This window comes from Ornithinimicrobium sp., assembly GCF_035267225.1.
In the GTDB taxonomy this organism is placed as follows: domain Bacteria; phylum Actinomycetota; class Actinomycetes; order Actinomycetales; family Dermatophilaceae; genus Ornithinicoccus.
The window spans coordinates 1-21,923 of sequence record NZ_DATFMA010000033.1; the positions used below are offsets into that span (position 1 = coordinate 1).

Genomic DNA, 21,923 nt, shown 5'->3' on the forward strand with positions numbered 1-21,923 from the left:
ACAAGGCTCCGGCGCTGTTGGCGAACAACGCCTCGCTGGCTCCCTGCGCCTTGGCCGCAGCAAGTGCGACGACGTTCTCGGCGTAGGAGGTCGTCTTCAGGCCCACGGTGGCGCTCCGCTCGTTGCGCACCCACGGCACCACGGCCACAGCCGTCGAAGGCGCCACCTCGGGCGCAGGGCCGGCCGAGACGATGTAGGTCATCTGATCCCCCGAGCGGTCCGACCCCATCGGGCCGGGACCCGCGGTGACCGTGTAGCGCAGACGGCCACGCGTCAGCGGCTCTCCATCCAGCACGGCCGCGATCCCCTCGTCCACCCGGTCACGGTCGAGCGGCTGCAGACCCAGCCCGCGTAGCGAGCGTTCCATGCGGTCGTGGTGGCGTCGCAGTGCGAAGACCTCGCCGGCGACCACCTTGGCGGTCTCGAAGACTCCGTCACCGACGGTGACCCCGTGGTCCAGCGCCGTGACGGCCGCCGCACCGTCCACCCGTTCCCCGTTGACCCAGACCCGGACACCGTCACCTGTGGGCGCGCTCATGCGGCTCACTCTGCCAGAAGGGCCCCGCACGAGCCCTATGCGGTCTCGACATCACCGGGTCAAGGCCGCTCCAACAGGTTCTCCACACTCTGCCTGCATTCTCGGCTCTCATGCTTCTTTATCCCTATCGGGAGTGATATGCAGCCCCGCTCGAGGTGAGTGCCTCGTCCAGTTCTCATGTTTCGCTGCCCCGGCACCGCGGAGGTCAGTTCCGGAATCGAATGCGCAAGAAAGGGCCGGTGCAGGGGTGGGAATCAGAACAGCCGCGCAGCTATGGAATACTGACGCCTGGTCTGCGCAAAACTGGGGGAAAGAGAATCGTGCTGTGCCATTTCGACGTGCGAATGCGTCTATGCCGATGACAACACGATCTTTGCCGAGCAAGCCTCTGCGGCCAAGCCTGGCGGGATCCGGGGGCGGCTCCAGCGCCGCCCGGCCCACGTGGCGATCGGCGGCCCCGTTCATCATGGTGGCCGGTCTGGGTCTGGCCAGCGTTGCGGCGCCGCCCTACAGCGACCCGAACCTGTGGGAGTCGATCCTGGTCATCGGGGGGTTTCTCCTCATGCTCGGGTTCCTCGTGGTGAGCCTGAGTCGCTCAGAGCGGACCTGGGTCGACCCCATGCCCGCCTTCCTCTTCTTCGTGCTGGTCGCGTTGGCACGTGACCTGGGTGGAGGGGCGACCTCGGGGGTCGAGCCCCTCGTGGCCCTACCCATCCTGTGGCTCGCCACGGTCGGCACGCGTCGCGACCTGGTCGTGGCCGCCGTCCTCACGGCGGCCGTCTTCGTCGTCCCGATGGTTCTCATCGGGGGGCCGGCGTACCCGAGCAGCGACTGGCGCAGCGCACTGCTGTGGACCGCTGTTGCCGCGCTGGTAGCACCCGTGGTGCAGAAGATGGTGATGCAGCTGGGCGAGCAACGAGACATGAGCGCGGAGGCGAACGCGGCCGTGGACGCCATCCTGCGGGCCTCCGACCTCACCAGCGTCGTCGCCTGCGATCTGGACGGCACCGTGGTCTCGTTCAGCGCCGGCGCCGAGGAGCTGCTGGGTTACCGCGCCGACGACGTGGTGGGTAAGAAGGGGCCGGAGGTCTTCCATGACCCCGACGAGCTCGCCCAAGCCGCAGCCGACCTGGATGTGCCCACCGGTTTCCCGGTCTTCAAGGCGCTCGCCGAGCAGCGGGCTCCCAGCCGCTTGTGGACCTACATCACCGCCGACGGCAGCCGCCGCAAGGTCCAGCTCGTCGTCAGCGAGCTGCTGGACCCGGAGGGCACGCCCTATGGCTACCTCAGGGTCGCCATCGACGTGACCGACAGCATCCTGGTCCAGCAGAACCTCGCCGAGGTCGAGGCGCGGTGGCGAGCGCTGCTCGAGCACCTGCCCAACATGACGGTCCTCATGCTCGACGAGGACCTGCGGATCCAGGTGGCCGCCGGGCAGGGCGCCAGGAAGCAGGGGCTCCTGGGGCGCGAGGGCATCCTGCTGGAGGAGCACTCCACACCGAAGAACATGGCCCTGCTGCGGCCCATGCTCGAGGACGCCTTCCGCGGGGTGGAGAGCAGCTCGGAGACCAAGTCCAGCGCGAACGGGGCCGAGCACGAGTTCGTGGTGACCCCCCTCCCCGCCAGAGCGGACGGTGGAGCGCACGCGCTCATCGTCGGCCGGGACGTGAGCCAGGAGCGTCAGCGCGCCCGGCAGCTCAAGGCCTCCTCGGAGCGCGCAGAACGGCTGTTCACCGACGCTCCGCACGGCGTGGCCCTGCTGCGGCCGGACGCGACCCCGGTACGGCTCAACGAGGCCATGCGGCAGTGGGTCGGAGACGCGACGGGCAGGCCTCTGAGCGACCTGGCCGCGCCGGGCCAGGAGGACGTGCTGGAGGTCCACCTGGCCGAGGCGGTGGACCGTCGTCCTGCGCTGGTGCGCACCGACTTCGAGGTCGTCCAGTCGGACGGGCACGAGATGCATCTCTCGCTGAGCAGCCGTGCGCTGCGGGGCCTAGAGGACGACGAGGAAGACGTGATCCTGGTCAACGCCGTGGACGTCTCGGAGCGCCGGACGTACGAGCGGCGCCTGGCCCACCTCGCCGACCACGACGCTCTCACCGGTCTGGCGAACCGGCGCAAGTTCGACCACGAGCTGCGTCGTCATCAGGAGTGGTGTCAGCGCTACGGCTCCAACGGCGCCCTGCTCTTGCTCGACCTGGACCACTTCAAGGACGTCAACGACTCACTCGGCCACCACAGTGGCGACCAGCTCATCGTCTCCACGGGTGCGGTGGTGCGAGGCGCGGTGCGCTCCACGGACCTGGTTGCCCGCGTCGGCGGTGACGAGTTCGCGATCCTGCTGACCCAAGGGGGGCGGGAGGCCGCGGCCGCGGTCGGCAAGAACCTGGTCGAGAAGGTGCGCGAGCACACCGCGACCTTCGACGGCATCCGCCGCCGGGTGACGGCCAGCATCGGCGGGGTCACCTTCGACGACGCCGACCGCAGCGGGACCGAGATCCTGGGGCTCGCCGACATGATGATGTACGACGCCAAGGAGGCAGGGCGGAACCGGTGCCTGGTCCTGGACCGTGAGCAGTTCGCCCAGCCGCGCATGAGTGCCCGACTGCAGTGGCGCGACCGGATAGAACGCGCTCTGCTGGAGGACGCCTTCGTCCTGCACCTGCAGCCGATCCTCGACCTGACCACCGGGAGGGTCCGCTGCGCCGAGGCACTGCTGCGCATGAACGACGACGGGCTGGTGCCACCATCGCGCTTTCTGTACGTGGCCGAGCAGACCGGGCTGGCGCCCGCCGTCGACGAGTGGGTGATCCGCAACAGTGTCCGCCTGCTGAGCGAGCTGCGGGAGCGTGATCCCGGGTTCACCATGGAGGTCAACCTGTCCGGTCACTCCATGGCCAGCGACAGGGTGGAGCAGAGCATCGTGCAGAGCCTGGACCGGTTCCAGGTCGACCCCAGCGCGCTCATCCTGGAGATCACCGAGACGGCGGCGGTCGCCGACATCGAGGCCGCTCGTGCCTTCGCGGAGCGGATGACCAAGCTCGGCTGCAAGTTCGCCCTGGACGACTTCGGCGCCGGTTTCGGCTCGTTCTACTACCTCAAGCACCTCTTGTTCGACTTCGTCAAGATCGACGGCGAGTTCATCGCCCACTGCGCCACCTCGCGGGTCGACCGCACGATCCTGCGTTCGATCGTCGGGATCGCCCAGGGGCTCGGCAAACAGACCGTGGCGGAGTTCGTGACCGACGCGGACGTGCTCGAAGTGGTGCGCGGAGAGGGAGTAGATCTCGCCCAAGGGTTCGAGATCGGCCGACCCGTGCCTCAGTCCGACTTCGTGGCCGCCTGGCTGGACTCCCCGACCCCCTCCGAGGCCCCCGTATGACCGCGACACCCACGCAGACCCGCGGCGAGGTATCACCGTCACGCCTGCGTCGTGGGCTGCTGCGGCTCGGCGGCCTGCTCCAGCGCGCCGTCGGGCTGGTCGTGCTCGGCACCGCGGTCTTCGCCAGCCTGCTGCTCTTGGTGCTGGCCAACACGGACGCCGAACCTCGCTTCGGCCGACCCGCACGTCGTGCCACGGTCGGCCTGTGGGAAGTCTTCTACGACACCGAGGCGCCCAGCATGCGAGTGGTCCTGGCCGCCGTGGCGGTCGCGTTGCTTCTGGCGGCCGGGGTCGCATGGCTGGAGCAACGCATCGCCATCCGCTACCGACGCTCTTTCGACCCGATAGCCACGCCGTTGGCGCCCCGAGTCGTGATGGGCGAGACCCGGGGCGTGTTCGCCGGCCCGGTCACGGTGACCGTGCTCATCCCGGCCCACAACGAGGAGGTCCGCATCAGGGCGACCCTGCAGTCGTTGCTGGCGCAGTCCGTGCCGCCACAGCGCATCATCGTCGTCGCCGACAACTGCACCGACGACACCGTCGCCATCGCCCAGAGCGCCGGCGTCGAGGTGCTCCCCACGGTCGGGAACCGGGACAAGAAGGCGGGGGCACTCAACCAGGCCCTCGCCGAACTGCTGCCGGAGCAGGGAGAGAACGACATGGTGATGGTGATGGACGCCGACACCGTGCTGCAGCCGGGCTTCCTGGAGACGGCGATGCGCAAGGCGACGGACGACCGGGCGCTGATGGCCGTCGGAGCGTTGTTCTACGGCGAGGAGGGTCACGGGCTGCTCGGCATGTTCCAGCGCAACGAGTACACCCGCTACGCCCGTGACATCCGCCGTCGCCGGGGACGGGTCTACGTGCTGACCGGGACCGCGTCGATGTTCCGTCCTCGCGCGCTGCGGACCGTGGCCGGCAGTCGCGGCACGCTGCTGCCCGGTCGACCCGGCGACGTCTACGACACCGCCGCCCTCACCGAGGACAACGAGCTCACGATCGCGCTGAAGTCGTTGGGGGCGCTGATGGCGTCGCCGTCGGACTGCATGGTGGTGACCGAGGTCATGCCGACCTGGCGGGCCCTGTGGAAACAGCGGCTGCGCTGGCAACGCGGTGCGCTGGAGAACCTGGGCGCCTACGGCATCACCCCACAGACGGCGCGGTACTGGTCGCAGCAGTTCGCGATCGCCTACGGTGCGATCGCCCTGCTCACCTACCTGATGCTGATCGTGCTCATGGTGCTGGCGCTCGACCTGTGGATCTGGTTCCCGTTCTGGATCGGGGTGGGTCTGGTCTTCGTCGCCGAGCGCATCGTCAGCGTCTGGCAGGGCGGGTGGGGACCCCGGGTGCTGGCCGCCAGCCTGTTCCCCGAGCTGCTCTTCGCGCTCTACCTCAACGTGATCTTCGTCAAGGGCGTGCTCGACATCTCCCTGCGTCGCCGTGCCGCGTGGGGGCACGTGCCGGCCACCGCACCCCCGGGGCAGGCCTGAGGCCATGGCTGCTGTCGATGTGACGACCGGGATTCTGCTCTCGGAAGCGGTCCTGGCCTCGGAGTGGTTCGGTGTGCTCATGGCGTTCGTCGCGATCAACACGATCATGTACACCGCGCTCGCGGTGGCCAAGAGCCTGCCGAAGGTCCACGTCGGCGACTACCTGCCGCGGCGCGCCTACCGTTCGGAGACGCGCAGCATCCATCCGGACGCACCCGCCTGAACCCTTCCGGAGGGCGCCGACCCCGCTAATGTGAGCGGGGTGGACGCGCCGCTCTATCTGGCCTCGGCCGAGTCGCAGTCGGGCAAGTCCGCCCTGGCGGTGGGCCTGCTGGCCCAGATGTGTGAGAACGGCGGCCATGTCGGCGTCTTCCGTCCCGTCGTGCGCGACCGCTGCAGCGACCCGCTGATCGACCTGCTACTGCCCCTGAGCACCTCGGCGGTGGACCGCTCGGAGGCGGTCGGGGCCACCTACGAGGACGTCAACTCCGATCTCGACGCCGCCGTGAGCTCGATCGTCGAGCGCTACCACGCCTACGCCGACGCCCACGACGCGGTGCTCGTCGTGGGCTCGGACTACACCGGCGTGCCCACCCCCACCGAGTTCAGTGTCAACGCCAGCATCGCCGCCAACCTCGGGGCGACGATGCTGCTGGTCGTGCCCGGGGTCGACCGGGACGTGGACGAGTTGTTGACCTCGGTCGACCTGATGACGGATGAGGCTCACGTGCGGCACGCCTCGGTCGCCGGCGTCGTGGTCAACCGGTGCGACCCCGCCGAGCAGGCCAACATCGTCCGCGAGCTCGCCGACGCCCACCCCGAGCTGCCCGCGTTCGCTCTGCCGGCCGACGACGTGCTCTCCGCGCCGACGGTGCGCGACGTGCAGACGGCCTGCGCGGCCGAGCTCGTCCACGGTCAGGAGCCGCTGCTGGACCGCGAGTCGGCCGGGGTGATCGTGGCCGCGATGACCATGCCGCACGTGCTGGACCGCCTCACCGACGGGTGCGTGGTGATCTGTCCCAGCGACCGGGAGGAGATCCTGCTCGCCGTGGTCACCGCCCACCGCTCGGCGACCTTCCCCTCACTGGCCGGGATCGTGCTGAACGGTGGCTACGAGCTCAGCCAGCAGACCCAGACCCTCATCGACGGTCTCGACGTCGAGCTGCCCATCCTGCGCGCCGAACCCGGGACGATCGAGACCGCACGCGCCGCGGAGCGCGCAGTGGGCACCATCACCGCGCAGTCCCCCCGCAAGATCGAGCGGGCACGCAGCATCGTGCGCGAACACCTGGACTCCGCACAGGTGCTGCCGTCGGCCAGGCCGTCCGATGTCCTCACCCCGCTGATGTTCGAGCACCGGCTCACCGCCCGCGCTCGCTCCGCCGGGGCACGCGTGGTGCTGCCCGAGGGAGGCGAGGACCGCGTCCTGCGGGCCGCCGACACGGTGCTGGCTCGCGGCATCGCCGACCTCACCCTGCTCGGCGCGGAGGACGACATCCGTTCCCGCGCCACCGCGCTGGGTCTGGACATCAGCCGCGCCGAGGTCATCGACCCGACGCGGGACTCCCGTCGCGACAGCTTCACCTCCACCTACGCCGAGCTGCGTGCGCACAAGGGAGTGACCGCGGACCAGGCCCGCGACCTGGTCGCCGAACCCTCCTACTTCGGCACCTTGATGGTCCACGCGGGCGAGGCCGACGGCATGGTCAGTGGCTCGGTCACCACCACCGCCGCCACCATCCGACCCGCCCTGGAGGTGATCCGCACCGCCGAGGAGGTCTCGGTCGTCTCCAGCGTCTTCTTCATGTGCCTGCCCGACCGGGTGCTGGCCTACGGCGACTGCGCCATCAACCCGGTGCCGGACTCCGCTCAGCTCGCGGACATCGCCCTCTCCTCCGCCGAGACGGCCCGTACCTTCGGGCTGGAGCCGCGGGTGGCCATGCTTTCCTACTCCACCGGCGGCTCGGGCGCGGGCGCGGACGTCGAGAAGGTGCGTGAAGCGACCGAGCGCGTGCGCGAACGCGATCCGGACCTGCTCGTCGAGGGGCCGATCCAGTACGACGCGGCCGTCGACGCCGACGTCGCCGCCACCAAGCTGAGCGGCTCCTCGGTCGCCGGTCGGGCGACGGTCCTGGTCTTCCCCGACCTCAACACCGGAAACAACACCTACAAGGCGGTCCAGCGCAGCGCCTCGGCGGTCGCCATCGGCCCGGTCCTGCAGGGGTTGCGCAGACCGGTCAACGACCTGTCCCGCGGCGCGAGCGTCCGCGACATCGTCAACACCATCTCGATCACCGCCATCCAGGCGAAGGGCTGACCGGTGACCGCTCGCGTCCTCGTCGTCAACGCCGGATCCTCATCCCTGAAGTACCGGGTGGTCGACCCCGCGAGCGCCGAGAGCGCGGCCGCAGGGATGGTGGAGCGCATCGCGCAGAGCGGTGGGCGAGTCAGCCACACCGAGGTAGGCGGGACGCACACGCGGGAGGTCGACTGTGCCGACCACACGGCGGCGTTCACCGTGTTGCGTGAGGAGTTCGAGACCCACGGTCCGGCCCTGGCTGACCTCGGTATCGGTGCCGTGGGGCATCGGGTGGTGCACGGCGGGGAGGAGTTCAGCGCTCCGGTGGCCCTTGACGACGACGTGATCTCCGCGATCCAGGGCCTGGCCGCTCTGGCACCGCTGCACAACCCGGCCAACGTGCAGGGCATCGCCGGCGCCCGGGAGGTCTTCGCCGGCCTGCCGCATGTCGCGGTGTTCGACACCGCCTTCCACGCGACCCTGCCCCCCGGTGCCCGGGAGTACGCGGTGCCGGCCCGCTGGCGGCAGGACTTCGGGGTGCGCAAGTACGGCTTCCACGGCACCTCCCACGCCTACGTCTCCCGCCGGGTCGCTGCGCTGCTCGGACGCCGTCCCAGCGAGGTCAACTGCATCGTGCTCCATCTCGGCAACGGTGCGTCGGCGTGCGCCGTGGCCGGTGGCACCAGTGTGGACACCTCGATGGGGCTCTCCCCCACCGACGGACTGGTCATGGGCACGCGCAGTGGGGACCTCGACCCCGCCGTGGCCGGACACCTGGCGCGGGTGGCCGGGGTGTCGGTCGAGGACTTCAGTGACGCGGTCAACACGGCCAGCGGTCTGCTCGGGATGACCGGCAGCAGCGACTTCCGTGAGGTCATGGACCTCATGGACGCCGGGAACGAGGCCGCGGCGACGGCGTACCAGGTGGTGCTCCACCGCCTCGTGCGGCATGTCGGCGCGCTGGCCGCGCCTCTGGGGCGGCTCGACGCGGTGGCGTTCACGGCGGGTGTCGGCGAGAACAACGCGCGCCTGCGCGCCGACGTACTGCGGCGGCTGTCCCTGCTCGGGCTGGCGGTCGACGAGAAGGCCAACGACAGCGCCGCCGGCGAGGCCCGGATCAGCCCGCCCGGGGCCGTGGCCGCGTTCGTGGTGCCGACCGACGAAGAGCTCGAGATCGCGCGCCAGTGCGCCGAGCTCCTCGGGTGGCCGTGAAGGAGATCGAGATGAGCCTGTACTCGCCCATGCCGCCCACCAACTCGGTGCCGCGTCCCCCCGACCAGGGCTCGGCGGACCGCGTGCGCACCCGCGCGGGCTCGCCAGCTGCGCCGGGGCCACGATGAACCGGCGGTGGGACCTCGTCGTCTTGGGCGGAGGCACCGCCGGCATCGTCGGGGCCAAGGTCGCAGCGGGCTTCGGCGCCCGCGTGTTACTGGTGGAAGCCGACCGGACCGGTGGTGACTGTCTGTGGACCGGCTGCGTGCCCTCGAAGTCCTTGCTCGCCGCCGCGCACGCTGTCGCGGCCGCTGGCAGGAGCGACCGCTTCGGGGTCGTCGCAGATACACCAAAGGTGGACTTCCCGGCCGTGATGCGGCATGTGCGGTCAGCCATCGCCACGATCGAGCCCGCCGACTCACCGGAGTCGTTGCGGTCTGCCGGCGCGGAGGTGCTCTTCGGCCACGGCGTGCTCACCGGCCCCACGACCCTCCGGGTGACCAGCGATGCCGCGGAGCCGGACTCCCCGGTCTCGACGGTGACCCACGACATCGAGTTCGAGCAGCTTCTGCTGGCGACCGGCGCAGCCCCCGCCCTGCCGGACCTTCCGGGCCTGTCCCAGAGCCGGGCCCTGACCAGCGACACCGTGTGGGACCTCGCCGAGCTTCCACAGCGTCTGGCCGTGCTGGGGGGCGGGAACATCGGGGTCGAGCTGGCTCAGGCCTTCGCGCGGCTGGGCGCCTCGGTGAGCCTGGTCGAAGGCGCCCAACGCCTGCTGCCGCGGGAGGAGACCAAGGCCGCGCTCGTGCTCACGGAGGCGCTCCGGGCCGACGGGGTCGCGGTGCATACCGGAGCCCCGGTCACCGCAGTCCGGGCCACGGAAGACACCGGGGCCGGTTCACTGCGCCTCGACGACGCGAGCACGGTGTCGTACGACCGCCTGCTCGTGGCCGTCGGTCGTAGTCCACGCACCATCGGTATCGGGCTGGCGGAGGCCGGCGTCGAGGTCGGCGCGGACGGCATGGTCGTCGTGGACGAGCTGCTGCGCACCACCAACCCCCGCATCTGGGTGGCGGGTGACCCCAGCGGGCATCCGCAGTTCACCCACCTCGCCGGCTCGCACGGCAGTACGGCCGCCACCAACGCGGTGCTGGGGACGCGACGCAAGGCCGCGACGGTGGTCCCCCGGGTGACCTACACCGACCCGGAGATCGCGGGCGTCGGCCTCACGTGTGACCAGGCGGGGCACGGACACCGCAGCCACGTCGTGGAGCACACCGAGGTCGACCGTGCGGTCGCCGAGCAGCGCACCGAGGGCTACTCGGCGATCGTGTGCGACAAGCGCGGCACGGTGACCGGCGGCACGGTGGTCGGCCCGCGTGCCGGCGAGAGTCTCGGTGAGCTCACGCTGGCGGTCAGCCTGGGGTTGAAGACCCGCGACCTCGCCGGCGCGGTGCACCCCTACCCGACCTGGAACGACGGACCGTGGAAGGCGAGCCTGGCCGACGTCAGCGAGCAGCTGGACGCGGCGCTCCCCTCGCGTGCCATCGGCGTGCTCTCCGCGGCGCGGGCCGCCTGGCTGCGGGCACGACGCTCGAAGCAGACGTGAGCCGACGCACTAGGAACCCCGCGGTGGCGCGCTGAGGGTGCGATAGCCGCCGACCATGCGCTGTGCCGCGCTGATCCCCACCACCAGGGCCCAGGCCCAGGCGACGGGCTCGGCCCAGAAGGGCAGCAGGAGCCACAGACTGTGCACGGCGATGGTCTCGGTCCCCTCCGCGAGTCCGCCCAGGAAGCTGAACGAGCGGCCGTCGTCGAGCTGGCGCCCGGTGCGCTCGGCGGCCGAGGAGAACGCCAGGAAGGCGGTGCCGTTGACGTAGTAGGTGAACAGCACCAGGGCGAAGGGGAGCCACGATGCGCCGTACCCGCCCTCGTCCAGGGGTGCGGTGACCCCGACCGCTACTCCCACCACGCTGGCGCCGTACACCAGGAAGTCGGCGGTGATGTCCAGAAAGCCCCCGGAGGCGCGGGAGTCGACGGCCGCCGGGGTGGAGCCCGGGCGGTTGCGGCGCCGACGCGCCAACGCCCCGTCCAGACCGTCACAGGCCCGGGACGCGCACCACAGGCCCAGCGCCGGCGCCCACGCCTGGGTTGCTGCCGCGACCGCGCTGGCCAGCCCCAGGACAAGACCGGCCATGCTGATGCGGTCGGGCGTGAGCCACGCCCGGTCGACGACGGCCGCCGCGCGGCGCAAGGGGGTCTCGAGCAGTGCACGCACGGACGCGTCCAGCATCAGCGCTGTCCATGCGCTGTGGGAGGGTCTCCGTCGCTCGGAGCCGGCTGCGCCGCGCGGCGACCGGCGGCGCGCTGGTGACGGTGCGCGAGCAGATAGCCCACCACGATGAGCACGACGATCCCGGCCAGAGCCCAGAGCAGGCGCGCCGGGTCGGCCAGCCCCGAGGCGCCGACCTGGACGTACAGCACGACCGCCGGCAGCATCCCCACCGCGGTGCCGACCACGTAGGACACCAACGGAATGCCCGTCGCCCCCGCGACGTAGTTCACGGCCATGAACGGAGCCACGGGCATCAGCCGGATGGTCAGCACCGGCCACACGCCCGTGCCCTCCAGGTAGCCCCATACGGCGCTGCGGTGCCGGTCCACCACGGGTTGCAGCATCGGTCTGATGGTGCTTCGGGCGAGGAAGAACCCCGTCAGCGAGCCGAGCATGGCACCGACCCACACCACCACCACCCCCCACAACCCGCCGAAGACGGCCCCGGCGAGCACCGTGAACAGACTCAGCGGCACGGGGAGCAAAGCGAGCACGGCGTAGACCGCGACGAACACCAGCGGCCCCCATATGCCGGCCTGGGCCACACGGTCCTGCACCGCCTCGGGCTCCAACCAGCCGGCCTGGTAGGCGAGCCACAGACCCAGCAGCAGCACGAGCACCAGCAGCAGACGCACGAGCCACGCCCGTCTCGACAGGGCCGCCATCGGTCCTCCGTCCTCGCGGCATATCCTCAACGGCAGCCAGGCGCCGCGCCCGGCGCAGGGCGGACTGCCAGCATGGCGAGCCCGCCGTGGCAGGAAGCCGAGTGCGGACCCCGGTGTTCCCGGTTTGCCCCCAACGTCCGTCTTCCTGCGAAAGAAGTCTAGTGACACCCCCGAGGTCCCCCGCACGACGCCGAGCCACGGTAGGGCTGCTGGCGTGCGCCGCCACGCTCCTCGCGGCCTGCGCACCCCCGGACTCGGCGGGACAGACCTCGCCGATCGACGAGCGCACCTGGGCCGAGATCACCCAGGCAGCGCAGGGTCAGGAGGTCTCCCTGTGGATGTGGGGTGGCGACCCCGCGGGCAACGCCTACGTCGACGAGCATCTGGTGCCGGCCGCTCGGGACGCCGGGGTGAAGCTAAGACGCGTCCCGGTCGCGGACACCAAGGACGCCGTGAACCGCATCCTGACCGAAGTACAGGCAGGGACGCAGAACGGCGAGGTCGACCTCGTCTGGGTGAACGGCGACAACTTCGCAGCGGTGCGGCAGGCGAGGGGGTGGCGCTGCGAGTGGGCCGGGCGGCTCCCGCACTCCGACCTTCTGGACCCCGACGACCCACTGGTGACGACCGACTTCGGCGTGCAGACCGAGGGATGTGAGTCCCCGTGGCACAAAGCGCAGTTCACCTTCGTCTACGACGCCGGGCGGGTGCCGAACCCACCGGACTCGATGGACGGGTTGATGCGGTGGGTCGAGCAGCACCCGGGCCGTTTCACCTATCCGGCCCCGCCGGACTTCACCGGGTCGGTCTTCCTGCGCCAGGCCCTGTATGCGACCGCGGGCGGGGTCGAGGAGGTCCCCTTGACCTACGACGCCGAGGCGTTCGAGGAGCTCGCCCCGCCGACGTATGACCGCCTGGAGGCCCTGGAACCGTCCCTGTGGCGTGAGGGCGAGACCTATCCCCGCGACGTCGCCGCTCTGGACCAGCTGTTCGCCGACGGCCAGGTCGACTTCACCATGACCTACGGCCCGGCGACCTTGACCGGGCTGGTCGAGGACGGCACCTTCCCCGAGAGCACACGGGTGCTCGCGCTCGAGGAAGGCACGGTCGGGAACGCGAGCTTCCTGGCCATCCCGGTCACCTCCGGCCAGCCGGAGGCGGCGATGGTGGTGGCCGACCTCGCCCTGTCTCCTGAGCAACAGGCCCTCAAAGCCGACCCGGAAGTCTGGGGCCAGTTCACCGTGCTGGACCACTCCCGACTCGATGAGGAGCAGCAGCAGGTCTTCGACGACCTGCCGCGTTCACCGGTGGTACCGCCGTACGAGGTGCTGTCCGAGAACGCCAACCCCGAGCTGGGCCCGGAATGGGTGCCGGCCCTGGACGAGGGATGGCGCCGCCAGGTGCTGGGCGGCCAGTGACCAGACTGGCCGCGCTGCTCGCCGCCGGGCTGACCGCGGCGGTGCTGGTGTTGTCGATCCTCACCCTCGTACTCACCGCCACCGGCCTGATGCCCCTTGTAGGGACCCCCGGCGCCACCCTGCGGGCCTTCGACGCGGTCCGCGGCGACCTGCTACTGGCCGTCCGGGAGTCCCTGGTGATCGCGACCTCCTCGACGGTGCTGGCCGGGGCGATCGGCATGAGCGTGGCCCTCGTCGCGCTCGCCAGTCCCGGAGGCTCCCGCCTGCTGGCCGCGACCACGACCGCCCCGGTTCCGGTCGCGCACATCGTGGCCGCGGTGTCGTTCGCGCTGCTGTTGTCGGACGCTGGTCTGGCCAACCGGCTCAGCGGCCTGGACACCGCCTCCTGGCCGCCACTCGTGGCCGGTCCCTGGCCGGTGGCATCGGTGGCGACGTTCGCGTGGAAGGAGTCGGCCTTCGTCGCCCTGGTCGTGACCGCCTCGCTCGGCCCGGCCGTCCGGGACTACAGCGAGGTGGCTGCCCTGCTGGGAGCCGGATGGCGCGAGCGGGTCCGGTATGTGCTCCTACCCCTGGCCCTGCCCGCGCTGGGCGCCGCCTGCGCCATCGTGTTCCTGTTCACCCTCGGGTCCTACGAGGTGGTGTGGCTGCTCGGACAGGCCTACCCCGAGCCGTTGCCGGTCACGGCCTACCGCCTGTTCACCTCCCTGGACCTGCAAGCCCGTCCCCAGGCTGCCGCGGTCGCCCTGACCACCGTCGGCCTGGCCATGGCGGCCGCCGTGGCCAGCGTGGGCGTGCTGCGCCGCAGCGGAGTGTCACGATGAGCGGCCGGTGGGGCGTGGGGCTGGCCGCAGCGCTGCTGATGCTCTGGTTCGCGGTGCCTGTGGTGCCGATCCTGGTGTGGTCCTTCGCCGACCAGTGGCGCTTCCCCGCGGTGCTACCCCAGCAGTGGGGTCTGCGCGGCTGGGCCCTGGCCGCCGACGAAGGGCTCGTCCCGGCGCTGATGCGGTCTCTGGGCCTGGGCGGTGTCGTGGCCGTGCTGGCGGTCGCCCTGGGACTGGGCACGGGGCGAACGCTGGCGCGGCGGAGCAGCGCGCCGGGGTCCAGGTGGCGCTTCCTGCTTGCCGTCCTCCTCCTGGCACCGGTCGCGCTGCCCCCCTTCGCCCTGGCCATGGGCCTGGACGTGCTCCTCCTGCGCTGGCGGGTGCCGGACGCCGTGGCGCTCGTGGTGCTGCTCACCGTGTTCGCGCTGCCCTACACCACCTACACCCTCCGGGCAGGCTTTCTCTCCCTCGACGCCGAGCTCGAGGACCAGGCGCGGATGCTCGGAGCCAGTCGCTCCACGGCGTTCCTGCGGGTGACGCTGCCCGCTCTGGCTCCGACGGTCATGGTTGCCACTTTCCTGGCCTTCCTCATCGGGTGGAGCGACTACATCGTCACCGCTGTCGTCACCGGCGGGCAGTTCACCACCCTCCCGGTCCTCATCGGCTCCGCCGCCTCCCGGATCGGCAACGAGCCGCTGCTGGGCGTGCTGTCGCTGGTCTCCGTGGGCGTGCCGCTCACGTTGCTGCTGCTGAGTGGGTCGATCATGAGACGCACCGTGACCCGCTCGACCGCGAAGGGAGGCAGCCATGCCGTCTGAGCTCGAGCTCGACCGGGTGAGCTTCCGCCACCCGGGCAGCACCCGGGACGCGGTCCACCACCTGAGTCTCACGGTGCCAGCAGGCTCGATGGTGGCCCTGCTGGGGTCCTCCGGGTCCGGCAAGTCGAGTGCGCTACGTGTGGCGGCCGGGCTGCTTACCCCGCGGGCCGGCGAGGTCAGGCTCGGCGGCACCAGCCTCACCGCGGTGGCTCCGCAGCACCGGGGCATGGCGATGATGTTCCAGAAGCCGCTGTTGTTCCCGCACCTCTCGGTCATCGACAACGTGGCGTTCTCGGCCCGGGTCGCCGGTCAGCCGCGTGCGCAGGCACGCGCCGGGGCGGCGCGGTTCCTCGACCTGGTTCACCTCGGGGAGCTGGCCTCCCGCCGCTCACGGGAGCTCTCCGGGGGCCAGGAACAGCGCGTCTCGCTGGCTCGTGCCCTCGCCGCAACCCCGGAGGTGCTCTTGCTCGACGAGCCCTTCGGAGCGCTGGACACCGCCGTGCGCGAGGCGATGTACGACCTGCTGGGTGAGATTCGCGCGGTCCTCGAACCCACCGTCGTGCTGGTCACGCACGATCTCACCGAAGCCTCACTGGCCGACGAGGTAGCGGTGCTGAGCGAGGGACGCCTGCTGCAGCGTGGGAGCGTCCAGGCCCTGCACTCCTCGCCCGCCACCCTGCACGTGGCCCGCCTGCTGGGTGGCTTCGCCGAGCTGCCGGGTGAGGTCAGAGCCGGGATCCACCACAGCCCCGCAGGCACCCTCGCCTTGCCCCCGGGCTGCCTCGTGCCGGACGGGCCAGCCACGCTGGTGGTCCATCGACAGGCCGTCACCGTCCGCCCCGAGTCCCCGGCCCACTCCGTGAGCGTCGCGCGAGAGGGTCACACCTTGAGTGGCGTGGTGACCAAGGCTCGCTCCGTGGGGCTCCAGCGACGGCTGAGCATCGCGCTCGCGCCACAGGCGCGCCATACCGGCGACGCGCCGAGCATCGAGGCCGATGTCCCCGAGCCGTCTGCGGTGCAGGAGCGAGTCGCCGTCGGCGACGAGGTCGTGGTGTCCATCGCCGGTCCCGGCATCTGGGCCATCCCCGAGCCCGGCGACCGCGCGGGCGCCCGTCCGCCGAGCATCGTCCCGGAGGGGCAAGACTCTGCCCGCACGACCGGGACAGCGTGAGGCCATCACCGCTCACTATCCCCTATCAGACCGAGATCTTCCCTGATTCTTACACTTTTAGGGGTTCGTTCTTGCCGTCTTCTTACTTTATGGCGACGAGTTGTTGGGCACCTATCTGAGACACTGAGGATTGCATGGCGCCATTGGTCTGGCGCCTTTGGTCAGGGGGCCACGAATATCGGCGGCGCCCTTTTCCATGCGTTCTGTTGTCCCTTTCTCTGGAGAAGTCTCGATGCGCTCAAGCCGAAACGTTCTTGCCGCCCTGGTGGTGCCCGTCGTCGCCGCCACGGGACTAGCGGTCGCTCCTCCCTCCTCCGCCCGCCCGATGGAGGGCACGGAGGGCCCCGCCCCCTCGACCACAGTCGCGTCGCAGGAGCCGGACGCGCCGGTCGAGATCGCCCTCGACGACGAGGACCAGGACGGCACCTGGAGCGGGAGCACCACCACCGCGGACGGAGTCAACATCGTGGGGCTGACCTGGCAGGCCGGGACGGGGGGCGAGCCGGACGACGACTCCGCAGGCACGGCGCGGCTACGCACCCGGCCGGACCCCTCGCAGGAGTGGACTGCGTGGTCCGAGATGGCAGTGACCGACACCGAGGTCTCCACCGGCACTGAGGGGGATCTCGTGCTGGACCGGATGGAGGTCGAGGTCGAGGCGACGCCCGAGGGGTCCACGGATGGCGTGACCCTCACCGTCTGGAACTCACCGGAGGAGAGTGGTGACTCCGCCTCGGAGCTGGACCTGCGCACCGACGGTAGCCGGATCGGCTCCCGCGACGGTGATGGGGCGACCGAGCACTCGATGGCAGTCAACTCTCCATCCGGTCCGGTGGTCGCCACGCGGGACCAGTGGGGGGCCGATGAGTCGCTGCGCAAGTGGAGCCCGAACTACGTCGAGGGCAACAAGGGCGTGACGATCCACCACACCGCGGGGACGAACAACTACACCCGCAGCCAGGTCCCCGCCATCATCCGGGGTATCTACCGCTACCACGCCGTGACCCGGGACTGGGGCGACGTGGGATACAACCTCTTCGTGGACAAGTTCGGCCGCGCCTGGGAGGGTCGCCGCGGCGGACCCGAGACCGCGCTGCGCGCCGCCCACGCTGCGGGGATGAACCGGACCACCGCCGGCATCTCGCTCATCGGCAACTACAGCAACACCTCCGTGCCCCGCGCCGCCTTCGACGGCCTGGCTCAGCTGGCGTCCTGGAAGCTGCTCAACCACGATGTCTCACGTACCGGCAGCTTTCTGCACACCAACGAGCACGAGGGATGGACACGCCGTCTGAACACGATTCACGGGCACCGCGACGTGAACGGCACGACGTGCCCGGGGTCGCGGTTCTACAGCCGGATGTCCGAGTTCCGCACCCGCGTCCGCTCCTTCAGTGCCGCAACCCGGGCCCGGCAGCGTGTCGCCGGGTCAGACCGCTACGGAACGGCGGCCGATCTCGCGTCGGCTGCGCACCCCTTCGGCGCCGACACCGTGTACCTGGTCCGAGGCGACTCTCCACTGCAGGCTCTCACCGTGGGCGCGGCGGCCGCCCTGAAGGACGAGGCCGTCCTTCTCACCCGCAAGAGCCGCATGCCTGCGGCCACCGAGGCGGCGCTGAGGACGCTGCGCCCCCAGCGCGTCGTGCTGGTCGGAGGACGCACGCGCATCACCAGCGACGTCTGGTACCGAGCCTCCGGTGTGACGTCGGCCCGGGTGACCAGGATCGAGCAGCCCAGCCGGTACCACCTGGCCCAGCACCTGACCCAGCGCTGGCAGTCGTCCGAGGTGGCCTACGTCGCCTCGGGGCTGCAGGCCGACGACGCACTGTCTGGGGCCGCCGCGGCGGCGCACGACGATGCTCCCATGTTGCTCTCCGCAGTCAGCGTGCTGCCGGCCACCACGAAACGCGAGCTGCGGCGACTGCAGCCGAGCGAGGTCTTCGTCCTGACCGGGCCGAAGTGGATCGAGGACTCGGTGCTCGCCCAGATCCGCAAGGAGGTGCCCCGGGCGACGGTGACGCGCCTGTCCGGATCGAACCGCTTCGCCACCTCCGCGGCCATCGTCCGCGCGCGCTTCGACCAGAGCCGGAGGGGGCTGCTGGCCAACGGGTCGGCGAGCATCGACGCGGCCGCCGGCACCCAGTTCGCCAACGCCAGCGACAGCCCGGTGCTGCTCACGAAGCGCACCTGCCAACCACGGGTGATCGCGACGGCGGCCAACGAGCTGGACACCTCGCTGCACGCGATGCTGGGTGGGACCACGGTGCTGACCGACAGCAGCGCGACCACCGTCTGCCGGTAGCCCGGTCCACACCCCGTGTCGTCACCCTGGCGCGGCGCCGGGTCACGACAAGCCAGAATCGGACCATGAGCTCGCTGGATCTCAACACCCCCCTCCGGCTGTCCGTCGCCGTCGTCGCCGTGCTGGTGGCCTACTACTTCGCCCCCATCGGGGCCGGTGGCCCCCTCCTGCTGGTCAACCTGCTCGTGACGCTCATGGCGGTGGCGCTCTGCGTCTACGTGGTGCGCGCGCTGGTGCTGACCTACCTGGACGACAGTGTCGAGCACGGCGCTTTCGGCACCCTCGCGGCCCTGCTGATCGTGGTCGTCGTGCTGTTCTCGATGGGCTACTACCTCGTGGAGTACCTGAGCCCCGGGCAGTTCAGCGGCCTGTCCGACCGCACCGACGCGTTGTACTTCTCGATGACGACGCTGACGACCACCGGCTTCGGAGACATCCACGCCCAGGGCAACCTGGCCCGCATCATGGTCACCGGGCAGATGTTCTTCGACCTGGTCTTCCTGGCCACCGTGGGGGCGGTGGTCAGCAACCGCCTGGGGATGCGGATCGCGCGCAAGCGCAGCGAGTGAGCCAGTTCTTCAGGCGATGACGGGCACGGAGGTCATCGCCTCGTCGATCCGTGACTGAGGCAGCTCCAGGTCGACCATCTCGCCGGAGAGGAACTGCTCGTAGGAGGCCAGGTCCAGGTGGCCATGCCCGCACAGCGCGGTCAGGATCACCTTCTCCTCGCCCGACTCCTTGCACGCCCGCGCCTCCCGGATGGCTGCGGCCAGGGCGTGGGTGGGCTCGGGGGCGGGCACGATGCCCTCGGCCTGGGCGAACTGCAGCGCAGCGGAGAAGCACTCGGTCTGCGGGATCGAGGCCGCACTGACCAGGCCCTGCTCGTACAGGTGCGAGACCAGAGGGCTCATGCCGTGGTAGCGCAGCCCGCCGGCGTGGATCGGCTCGGGGATGAAGTCGTGCCCCAGCGTGTGCATCTTCATCAGGGGGGTCATTCCCGCCGTGTCGCCGAAGTCGTAGCGATACTCGCCTTGAGTCAGGGTCGGGCACGCTGCAGGCTCGACGCAGCGGATCTCCGGGCTCATCCCTCCGGTCAGCTTCTCGCGCAGGAACGGGAACGCCAGGCCCCCGAAGTTCGACCCGCCGCCGGTGCAGCCGACCAGCAGGTCCGGTGTCTCCCCGACCTTGGCCAGCTGCAGCAGCGCCTCCTCACCGATGATCGTCTGGTGCAGGAGCACATGGTTGAGCACCGACCCGAGCGCATACCGGGTGGAGGGGTCGGCGACGGCCATGGACACGGCCTCGGAGATGGCGATCCCCAGGGAACCGGGGTGGTCGGGATCCTCGGCGAGCAGCGAGCGGCCGTACTCGGTCACCTCCGACGGGCTGGGATGCACGCTCGCCCCCCAGATCTGCATCATCGTGCGCCGATGGGGCTTGGAGCGGTACGACGCGGCGACCTGCCAGACCTCGCACTCCATCCCGTACTGGGCGGTCGCGAAGGCCAGCGCACTGCCCCATTGGCCCGCGCCGGTCTCGGTGGTGAGCTTGGTGATGCCCTCGACGTGGTTGTAGTAGGCCTGCGGCACCGAGGTGTTCGGCTTGTGCGACCCGGCGGGGCTGACTCCCTCGTACTTGTAGTAGATGCGGGCCGGGGTGTCGAGCAGCTGCTCCAGACGGCGGGCCCGGAACAAGGGGCTGGGCCTCCACAGCCGGTACACGTCGAGCACACCGCCGGGAATGTCGACGTAGCGCTCGGTCGTCACCTCCTGCTCGATCAGAGCCATGGGGAACAGGGGCGCGAAGTCGTCCGGCCCGGCCGGCTGGTGCGTGCCGGGGTGCAACGCCGGGGGCGGCGGCTCGGGCAGGTCGGCGACGATGTTGTACCACTGCGTGGGCATCTCGGACTCGTCGAGCAGGATCTTGCTGGGCAGGGCGTCACGGGCGTTCATGGCGCCACCATAGCGAGCGCACATACGGTGGAGGCATGACGGACTCGGCGGCGCTGCAGCTGGCGGTGGGGCAGTTCTCCCCCACCGAAGACGTCGCGGGGAACCTTGACGTCATCGACGGGCTCGTCGCGCGAGCGGCCACGGCCGGCGCGCACCTGCTGGTGCTCCCCGAGTACTCCGTGTTCACGGCGCCGAAGATGGACGACCGGTTCGTGAAGTCGGCGCAACCGCTCGACGGGGAGCCGGTCTCCCGGATCGCCCGGGTCGCACAGCACCAGGGCGTCGCGGTCATCGTCGGGGTCAACGAGCCCGCGGGGGACGGGCGCATTCACAACGCGCTCGTGGCGCTGCGCGACGGGGAGGTCGCCGCGGTCTACCGCAAGGTGCACCTCTACGACGCGTTCGGCTTCAGCGAGTCCGACCGGGTCGAGGCCGCCGACCCGGGTGAGCCGGAGCTGCTCGAGATCGGCGGGTTCCAGGTCGGCATGCAGACCTGCTATGACCTGCGGTTCCCCGAGGTGTCCCGGACGCTGGTCGACGCCGGCGCCGATGTGCTCGCCCTACCGGCGCAGTGGGTCCCCGGGCCGCTGAAGGAGTTCCACTGGAACACGCTTCTGCGGGCCCGAGCCGTGGAGAACACTGCGTTCGTCGCGGCAGCCGGGCAGGCACCTCCGACCGGTGTGGGCAACAGCGTCATCCTGGACCCGATGGGCGTCGCGATGACCTCGATCGGAGAAGACTCCGGGATCGCCCTGGCCGCTCTCGAACGGGACCGCCTAGACCATGTGCGCCAGGTGAACCCGGCACTGTCGCTTCGCCGGTACGCCGTGGTGGCGGCTCGGTAGCCGGTCTGGTGGCGCTACCCGCTCGCGAGGGGCCCGGTGAGCTCGGTGGCCCGCCAGATCTCGAAGCGGTTGTTGTCCTTGGCGCCGTCGTAGGCGTAGAAGCCGGTCTGCGGCGGACGCGCCTCGATCGTGCTTGAGCGGTTGGGGTCCCACACCATCGCCACGTGTCCGATCTCGTCGGGCCCGCGGTAGTCGTCCCAGAAGACGAGGTCGCCCGGCTGCTCGTCGCCGGCTTCCACGCGCACGCCGTTCCCGTCCGCCATCCAGGCACGCTGGTCTCGGGCGGTGCGGGGCATCCGGATGCCCACCTGCGCGTACGCATGGCGCACGAAACTGGAGCAGTCCCACACCTGAGGCCCGTCCGCTCCCCAGTCGTAGGGCTCCCCTCGCTCCTGGTGCGCAGCGGTGAGCAGGATCGCGAGCCGGTGCCCCGCCGAGTCCTGCGAGGCGGCGCTGATCTGCTCGGTGCGGAGCAGGTCGGTCACCGGCGCGGCCGGCACCTCGTCCTGCCAGCCCTGCCCGCAGCCCGAGAGCACCACGGCAACGCCAGCCGCCATCACGACCAACAGACGCCGAGTCGGCTTGCGACTCATCGGCGGTGCCACATCGATGCCCGGACCATCGCGGTCGACCCTGCCATGCCCGCCTGAGACTCCGCTGCGCGTCACCGCCGAC

18 protein-coding genes are annotated in these 21,923 nt (G+C 70.6%); 13 read left to right on the plus strand and 5 right to left on the minus strand.

Going from position 1 to position 21,923, the window contains the following annotated elements; all coding sequences use genetic code 11:
• Positions 1-538, minus strand: a 538-nt coding sequence (locus VJ976_RS02110) for an aminotransferase class IV (RefSeq protein ID WP_324098423.1), incomplete at its 3' end; no start/stop codon positions are given.
• Between the two features lie 358 nt (positions 539-896).
• Here VJ976_RS02110 and VJ976_RS02115 point away from each other — a divergent pair.
• From VJ976_RS02115 to VJ976_RS02140, 6 genes are all read left to right on the plus strand, one after another.
• Entirely contained in the window at positions 897-3,920 is a 3,024-nt protein-coding gene (locus VJ976_RS02115; protein ID WP_324098424.1) for a sensor domain-containing protein, read from the plus strand.
• The gene (locus VJ976_RS02120; protein ID WP_324098426.1) at positions 3,917-5,410 is read left to right on the plus strand and encodes a glycosyltransferase family 2 protein; all 1,494 of its coding nucleotides are present in this window, start codon (positions 3,917-3,919) and stop codon (positions 5,408-5,410) included. Before VJ976_RS02115 ends, VJ976_RS02120 begins: the two co-directional genes overlap by 4 nt.
• A 4-nt stretch (positions 5,411-5,414) precedes the next feature.
• On the plus strand, positions 5,415-5,633 hold the full coding sequence (locus VJ976_RS02125; RefSeq protein WP_324098428.1) for a hypothetical protein: 219 nt from the start codon (positions 5,415-5,417) through the stop codon (positions 5,631-5,633).
• 39 nt (positions 5,634-5,672) lie between these two features.
• Complete coding sequence (pta, locus tag VJ976_RS02130) at positions 5,673-7,727, plus strand: phosphate acetyltransferase (RefSeq protein WP_324098430.1); 2,055 nt, start codon at positions 5,673-5,675, stop codon at positions 7,725-7,727.
• Positions 7,728-7,730: 3 nt separating this feature from the next.
• The gene (locus tag VJ976_RS02135; protein ID WP_324098432.1) at positions 7,731-8,921 is read left to right on the plus strand and encodes an acetate kinase; all 1,191 of its coding nucleotides are present in this window, start codon (positions 7,731-7,733) and stop codon (positions 8,919-8,921) included.
• A 124-nt stretch (positions 8,922-9,045) separates the two neighbouring features.
• The gene (locus VJ976_RS02140; RefSeq protein WP_324098433.1) at positions 9,046-10,530 is read left to right on the plus strand and encodes a dihydrolipoyl dehydrogenase family protein; all 1,485 of its coding nucleotides are present in this window, start codon (positions 9,046-9,048) and stop codon (positions 10,528-10,530) included.
• A 9-nt stretch (positions 10,531-10,539) separates the two neighbouring features.
• On the opposite strand, the gene VJ976_RS02145 is transcribed toward VJ976_RS02140, so the two are convergent.
• Positions 10,540-11,214, minus strand: a complete 675-nt coding sequence (locus VJ976_RS02145) for a CDP-alcohol phosphatidyltransferase family protein (protein ID WP_324098435.1) — start codon at positions 11,212-11,214, stop codon at positions 10,540-10,542.
• Positions 11,214-11,921 carry a TVP38/TMEM64 family protein gene (locus VJ976_RS02150; RefSeq protein ID WP_324098436.1) on the minus strand — a complete coding sequence of 236 codons (708 nt, stop codon included), beginning with the start codon at positions 11,919-11,921 and terminating at the stop codon, positions 11,214-11,216. Before VJ976_RS02150 ends, VJ976_RS02145 begins: the two co-directional genes overlap by 1 nt.
• 161 nt (positions 11,922-12,082) lie before the next feature.
• Here VJ976_RS02150 and VJ976_RS02155 point away from each other — a divergent pair, with 161 nt between their 5' ends.
• The 6 genes from VJ976_RS02155 (at position 12,083) to VJ976_RS02180 (ending at position 19,020) form a co-directional block, all read left to right on the plus strand.
• Positions 12,083-13,339 carry an ABC transporter substrate-binding protein gene (locus tag VJ976_RS02155; protein WP_324098437.1) on the plus strand — a complete coding sequence of 419 codons (1,257 nt, stop codon included), beginning with the start codon at positions 12,083-12,085 and terminating at the stop codon, positions 13,337-13,339.
• Positions 13,336-14,160: an ABC transporter gene (locus tag VJ976_RS02160; protein ID WP_324098439.1), complete on the plus strand. Its 825-nt coding sequence runs from the start codon at positions 13,336-13,338 to the stop codon at positions 14,158-14,160. Before VJ976_RS02155 ends, VJ976_RS02160 begins: the two co-directional genes overlap by 4 nt.
• Entirely contained in the window at positions 14,157-14,978 is an 822-nt protein-coding gene (locus tag VJ976_RS02165; RefSeq protein ID WP_324098441.1) for an ABC transporter permease, read from the plus strand. The genes VJ976_RS02160 and VJ976_RS02165 overlap by 4 nt, the downstream gene beginning before the upstream one ends.
• Positions 14,968-16,149, plus strand: a complete 1,182-nt coding sequence (locus tag VJ976_RS02170; protein WP_324098443.1) for an ABC transporter ATP-binding protein — start codon at positions 14,968-14,970, stop codon at positions 16,147-16,149. Before VJ976_RS02165 ends, VJ976_RS02170 begins: the two co-directional genes overlap by 11 nt.
• A 232-nt stretch (positions 16,150-16,381) precedes the next feature.
• Complete coding sequence (locus tag VJ976_RS02175; protein ID WP_324098444.1) at positions 16,382-18,451, plus strand: cell wall-binding repeat-containing protein; 2,070 nt, start codon at positions 16,382-16,384, stop codon at positions 18,449-18,451.
• 65 nt (positions 18,452-18,516) lie between these two features.
• The gene (locus tag VJ976_RS02180; protein WP_324098445.1) at positions 18,517-19,020 is read left to right on the plus strand and encodes a potassium channel family protein; all 504 of its coding nucleotides are present in this window, start codon (positions 18,517-18,519) and stop codon (positions 19,018-19,020) included.
• Between the two features lie 9 nt (positions 19,021-19,029).
• Here the strand turns inward: VJ976_RS02180 and VJ976_RS02185 are convergent, their stop codons facing one another.
• The gene (locus VJ976_RS02185) at positions 19,030-20,403 is read right to left on the minus strand and encodes a TrpB-like pyridoxal phosphate-dependent enzyme (protein WP_324098447.1); all 1,374 of its coding nucleotides are present in this window, start codon (positions 20,401-20,403) and stop codon (positions 19,030-19,032) included.
• A 35-nt stretch (positions 20,404-20,438) separates the two neighbouring features.
• On the opposite strand from VJ976_RS02185, the gene VJ976_RS02190 reads away from it, so the two are divergent.
• Positions 20,439-21,248, plus strand: coding sequence for a carbon-nitrogen hydrolase family protein (locus tag VJ976_RS02190; protein ID WP_324098448.1), 810 nt, complete (start codon positions 20,439-20,441; stop codon positions 21,246-21,248).
• A gap of 14 nt (positions 21,249-21,262) precedes the next feature.
• Here the strand turns inward: VJ976_RS02190 and VJ976_RS02195 are convergent.
• Positions 21,263-21,923, minus strand: a 661-nt coding sequence (locus VJ976_RS02195) for a C40 family peptidase (RefSeq protein WP_324098449.1), incomplete at its 5' end; no start/stop codon positions are given.

Coding starts and splice junctions, on each gene's coding strand:
- VJ976_RS02115 (WP_324098424.1), top strand. CDS start 897: ATGACAACACGATCTTTGCCGAGCAAGCCTCTGCGGCCAAGCCTGGCG.
- VJ976_RS02120 (WP_324098426.1), top strand. CDS start 3,917: ATGACCGCGACACCCACGCAGACCCGCGGCGAGGTATCACCGTCACGC.
- VJ976_RS02125 (WP_324098428.1), top strand. CDS start 5,415: ATGGCTGCTGTCGATGTGACGACCGGGATTCTGCTCTCGGAAGCGGTC.
- VJ976_RS02140 (WP_324098433.1), top strand. CDS start 9,046: ATGAACCGGCGGTGGGACCTCGTCGTCTTGGGCGGAGGCACCGCCGGC.
- VJ976_RS02145 (WP_324098435.1), bottom strand. CDS start 11,214: ATGCTGGACGCGTCCGTGCGTGCACTGCTCGAGACCCCCTTGCGCCGC.
- VJ976_RS02150 (WP_324098436.1), bottom strand. CDS start 11,921: ATGGCGGCCCTGTCGAGACGGGCGTGGCTCGTGCGTCTGCTGCTGGTG.
- VJ976_RS02165 (WP_324098441.1), top strand. CDS start 14,157: ATGAGCGGCCGGTGGGGCGTGGGGCTGGCCGCAGCGCTGCTGATGCTC.
- VJ976_RS02170 (WP_324098443.1), top strand. CDS start 14,968: ATGCCGTCTGAGCTCGAGCTCGACCGGGTGAGCTTCCGCCACCCGGGC.
- VJ976_RS02175 (WP_324098444.1), top strand. CDS start 16,382: ATGCGCTCAAGCCGAAACGTTCTTGCCGCCCTGGTGGTGCCCGTCGTC.
- VJ976_RS02180 (WP_324098445.1), top strand. CDS start 18,517: ATGAGCTCGCTGGATCTCAACACCCCCCTCCGGCTGTCCGTCGCCGTC.
- VJ976_RS02185 (WP_324098447.1), bottom strand. CDS start 20,403: ATGAACGCCCGTGACGCCCTGCCCAGCAAGATCCTGCTCGACGAGTCC.
- VJ976_RS02190 (WP_324098448.1), top strand. CDS start 20,439: ATGACGGACTCGGCGGCGCTGCAGCTGGCGGTGGGGCAGTTCTCCCCC.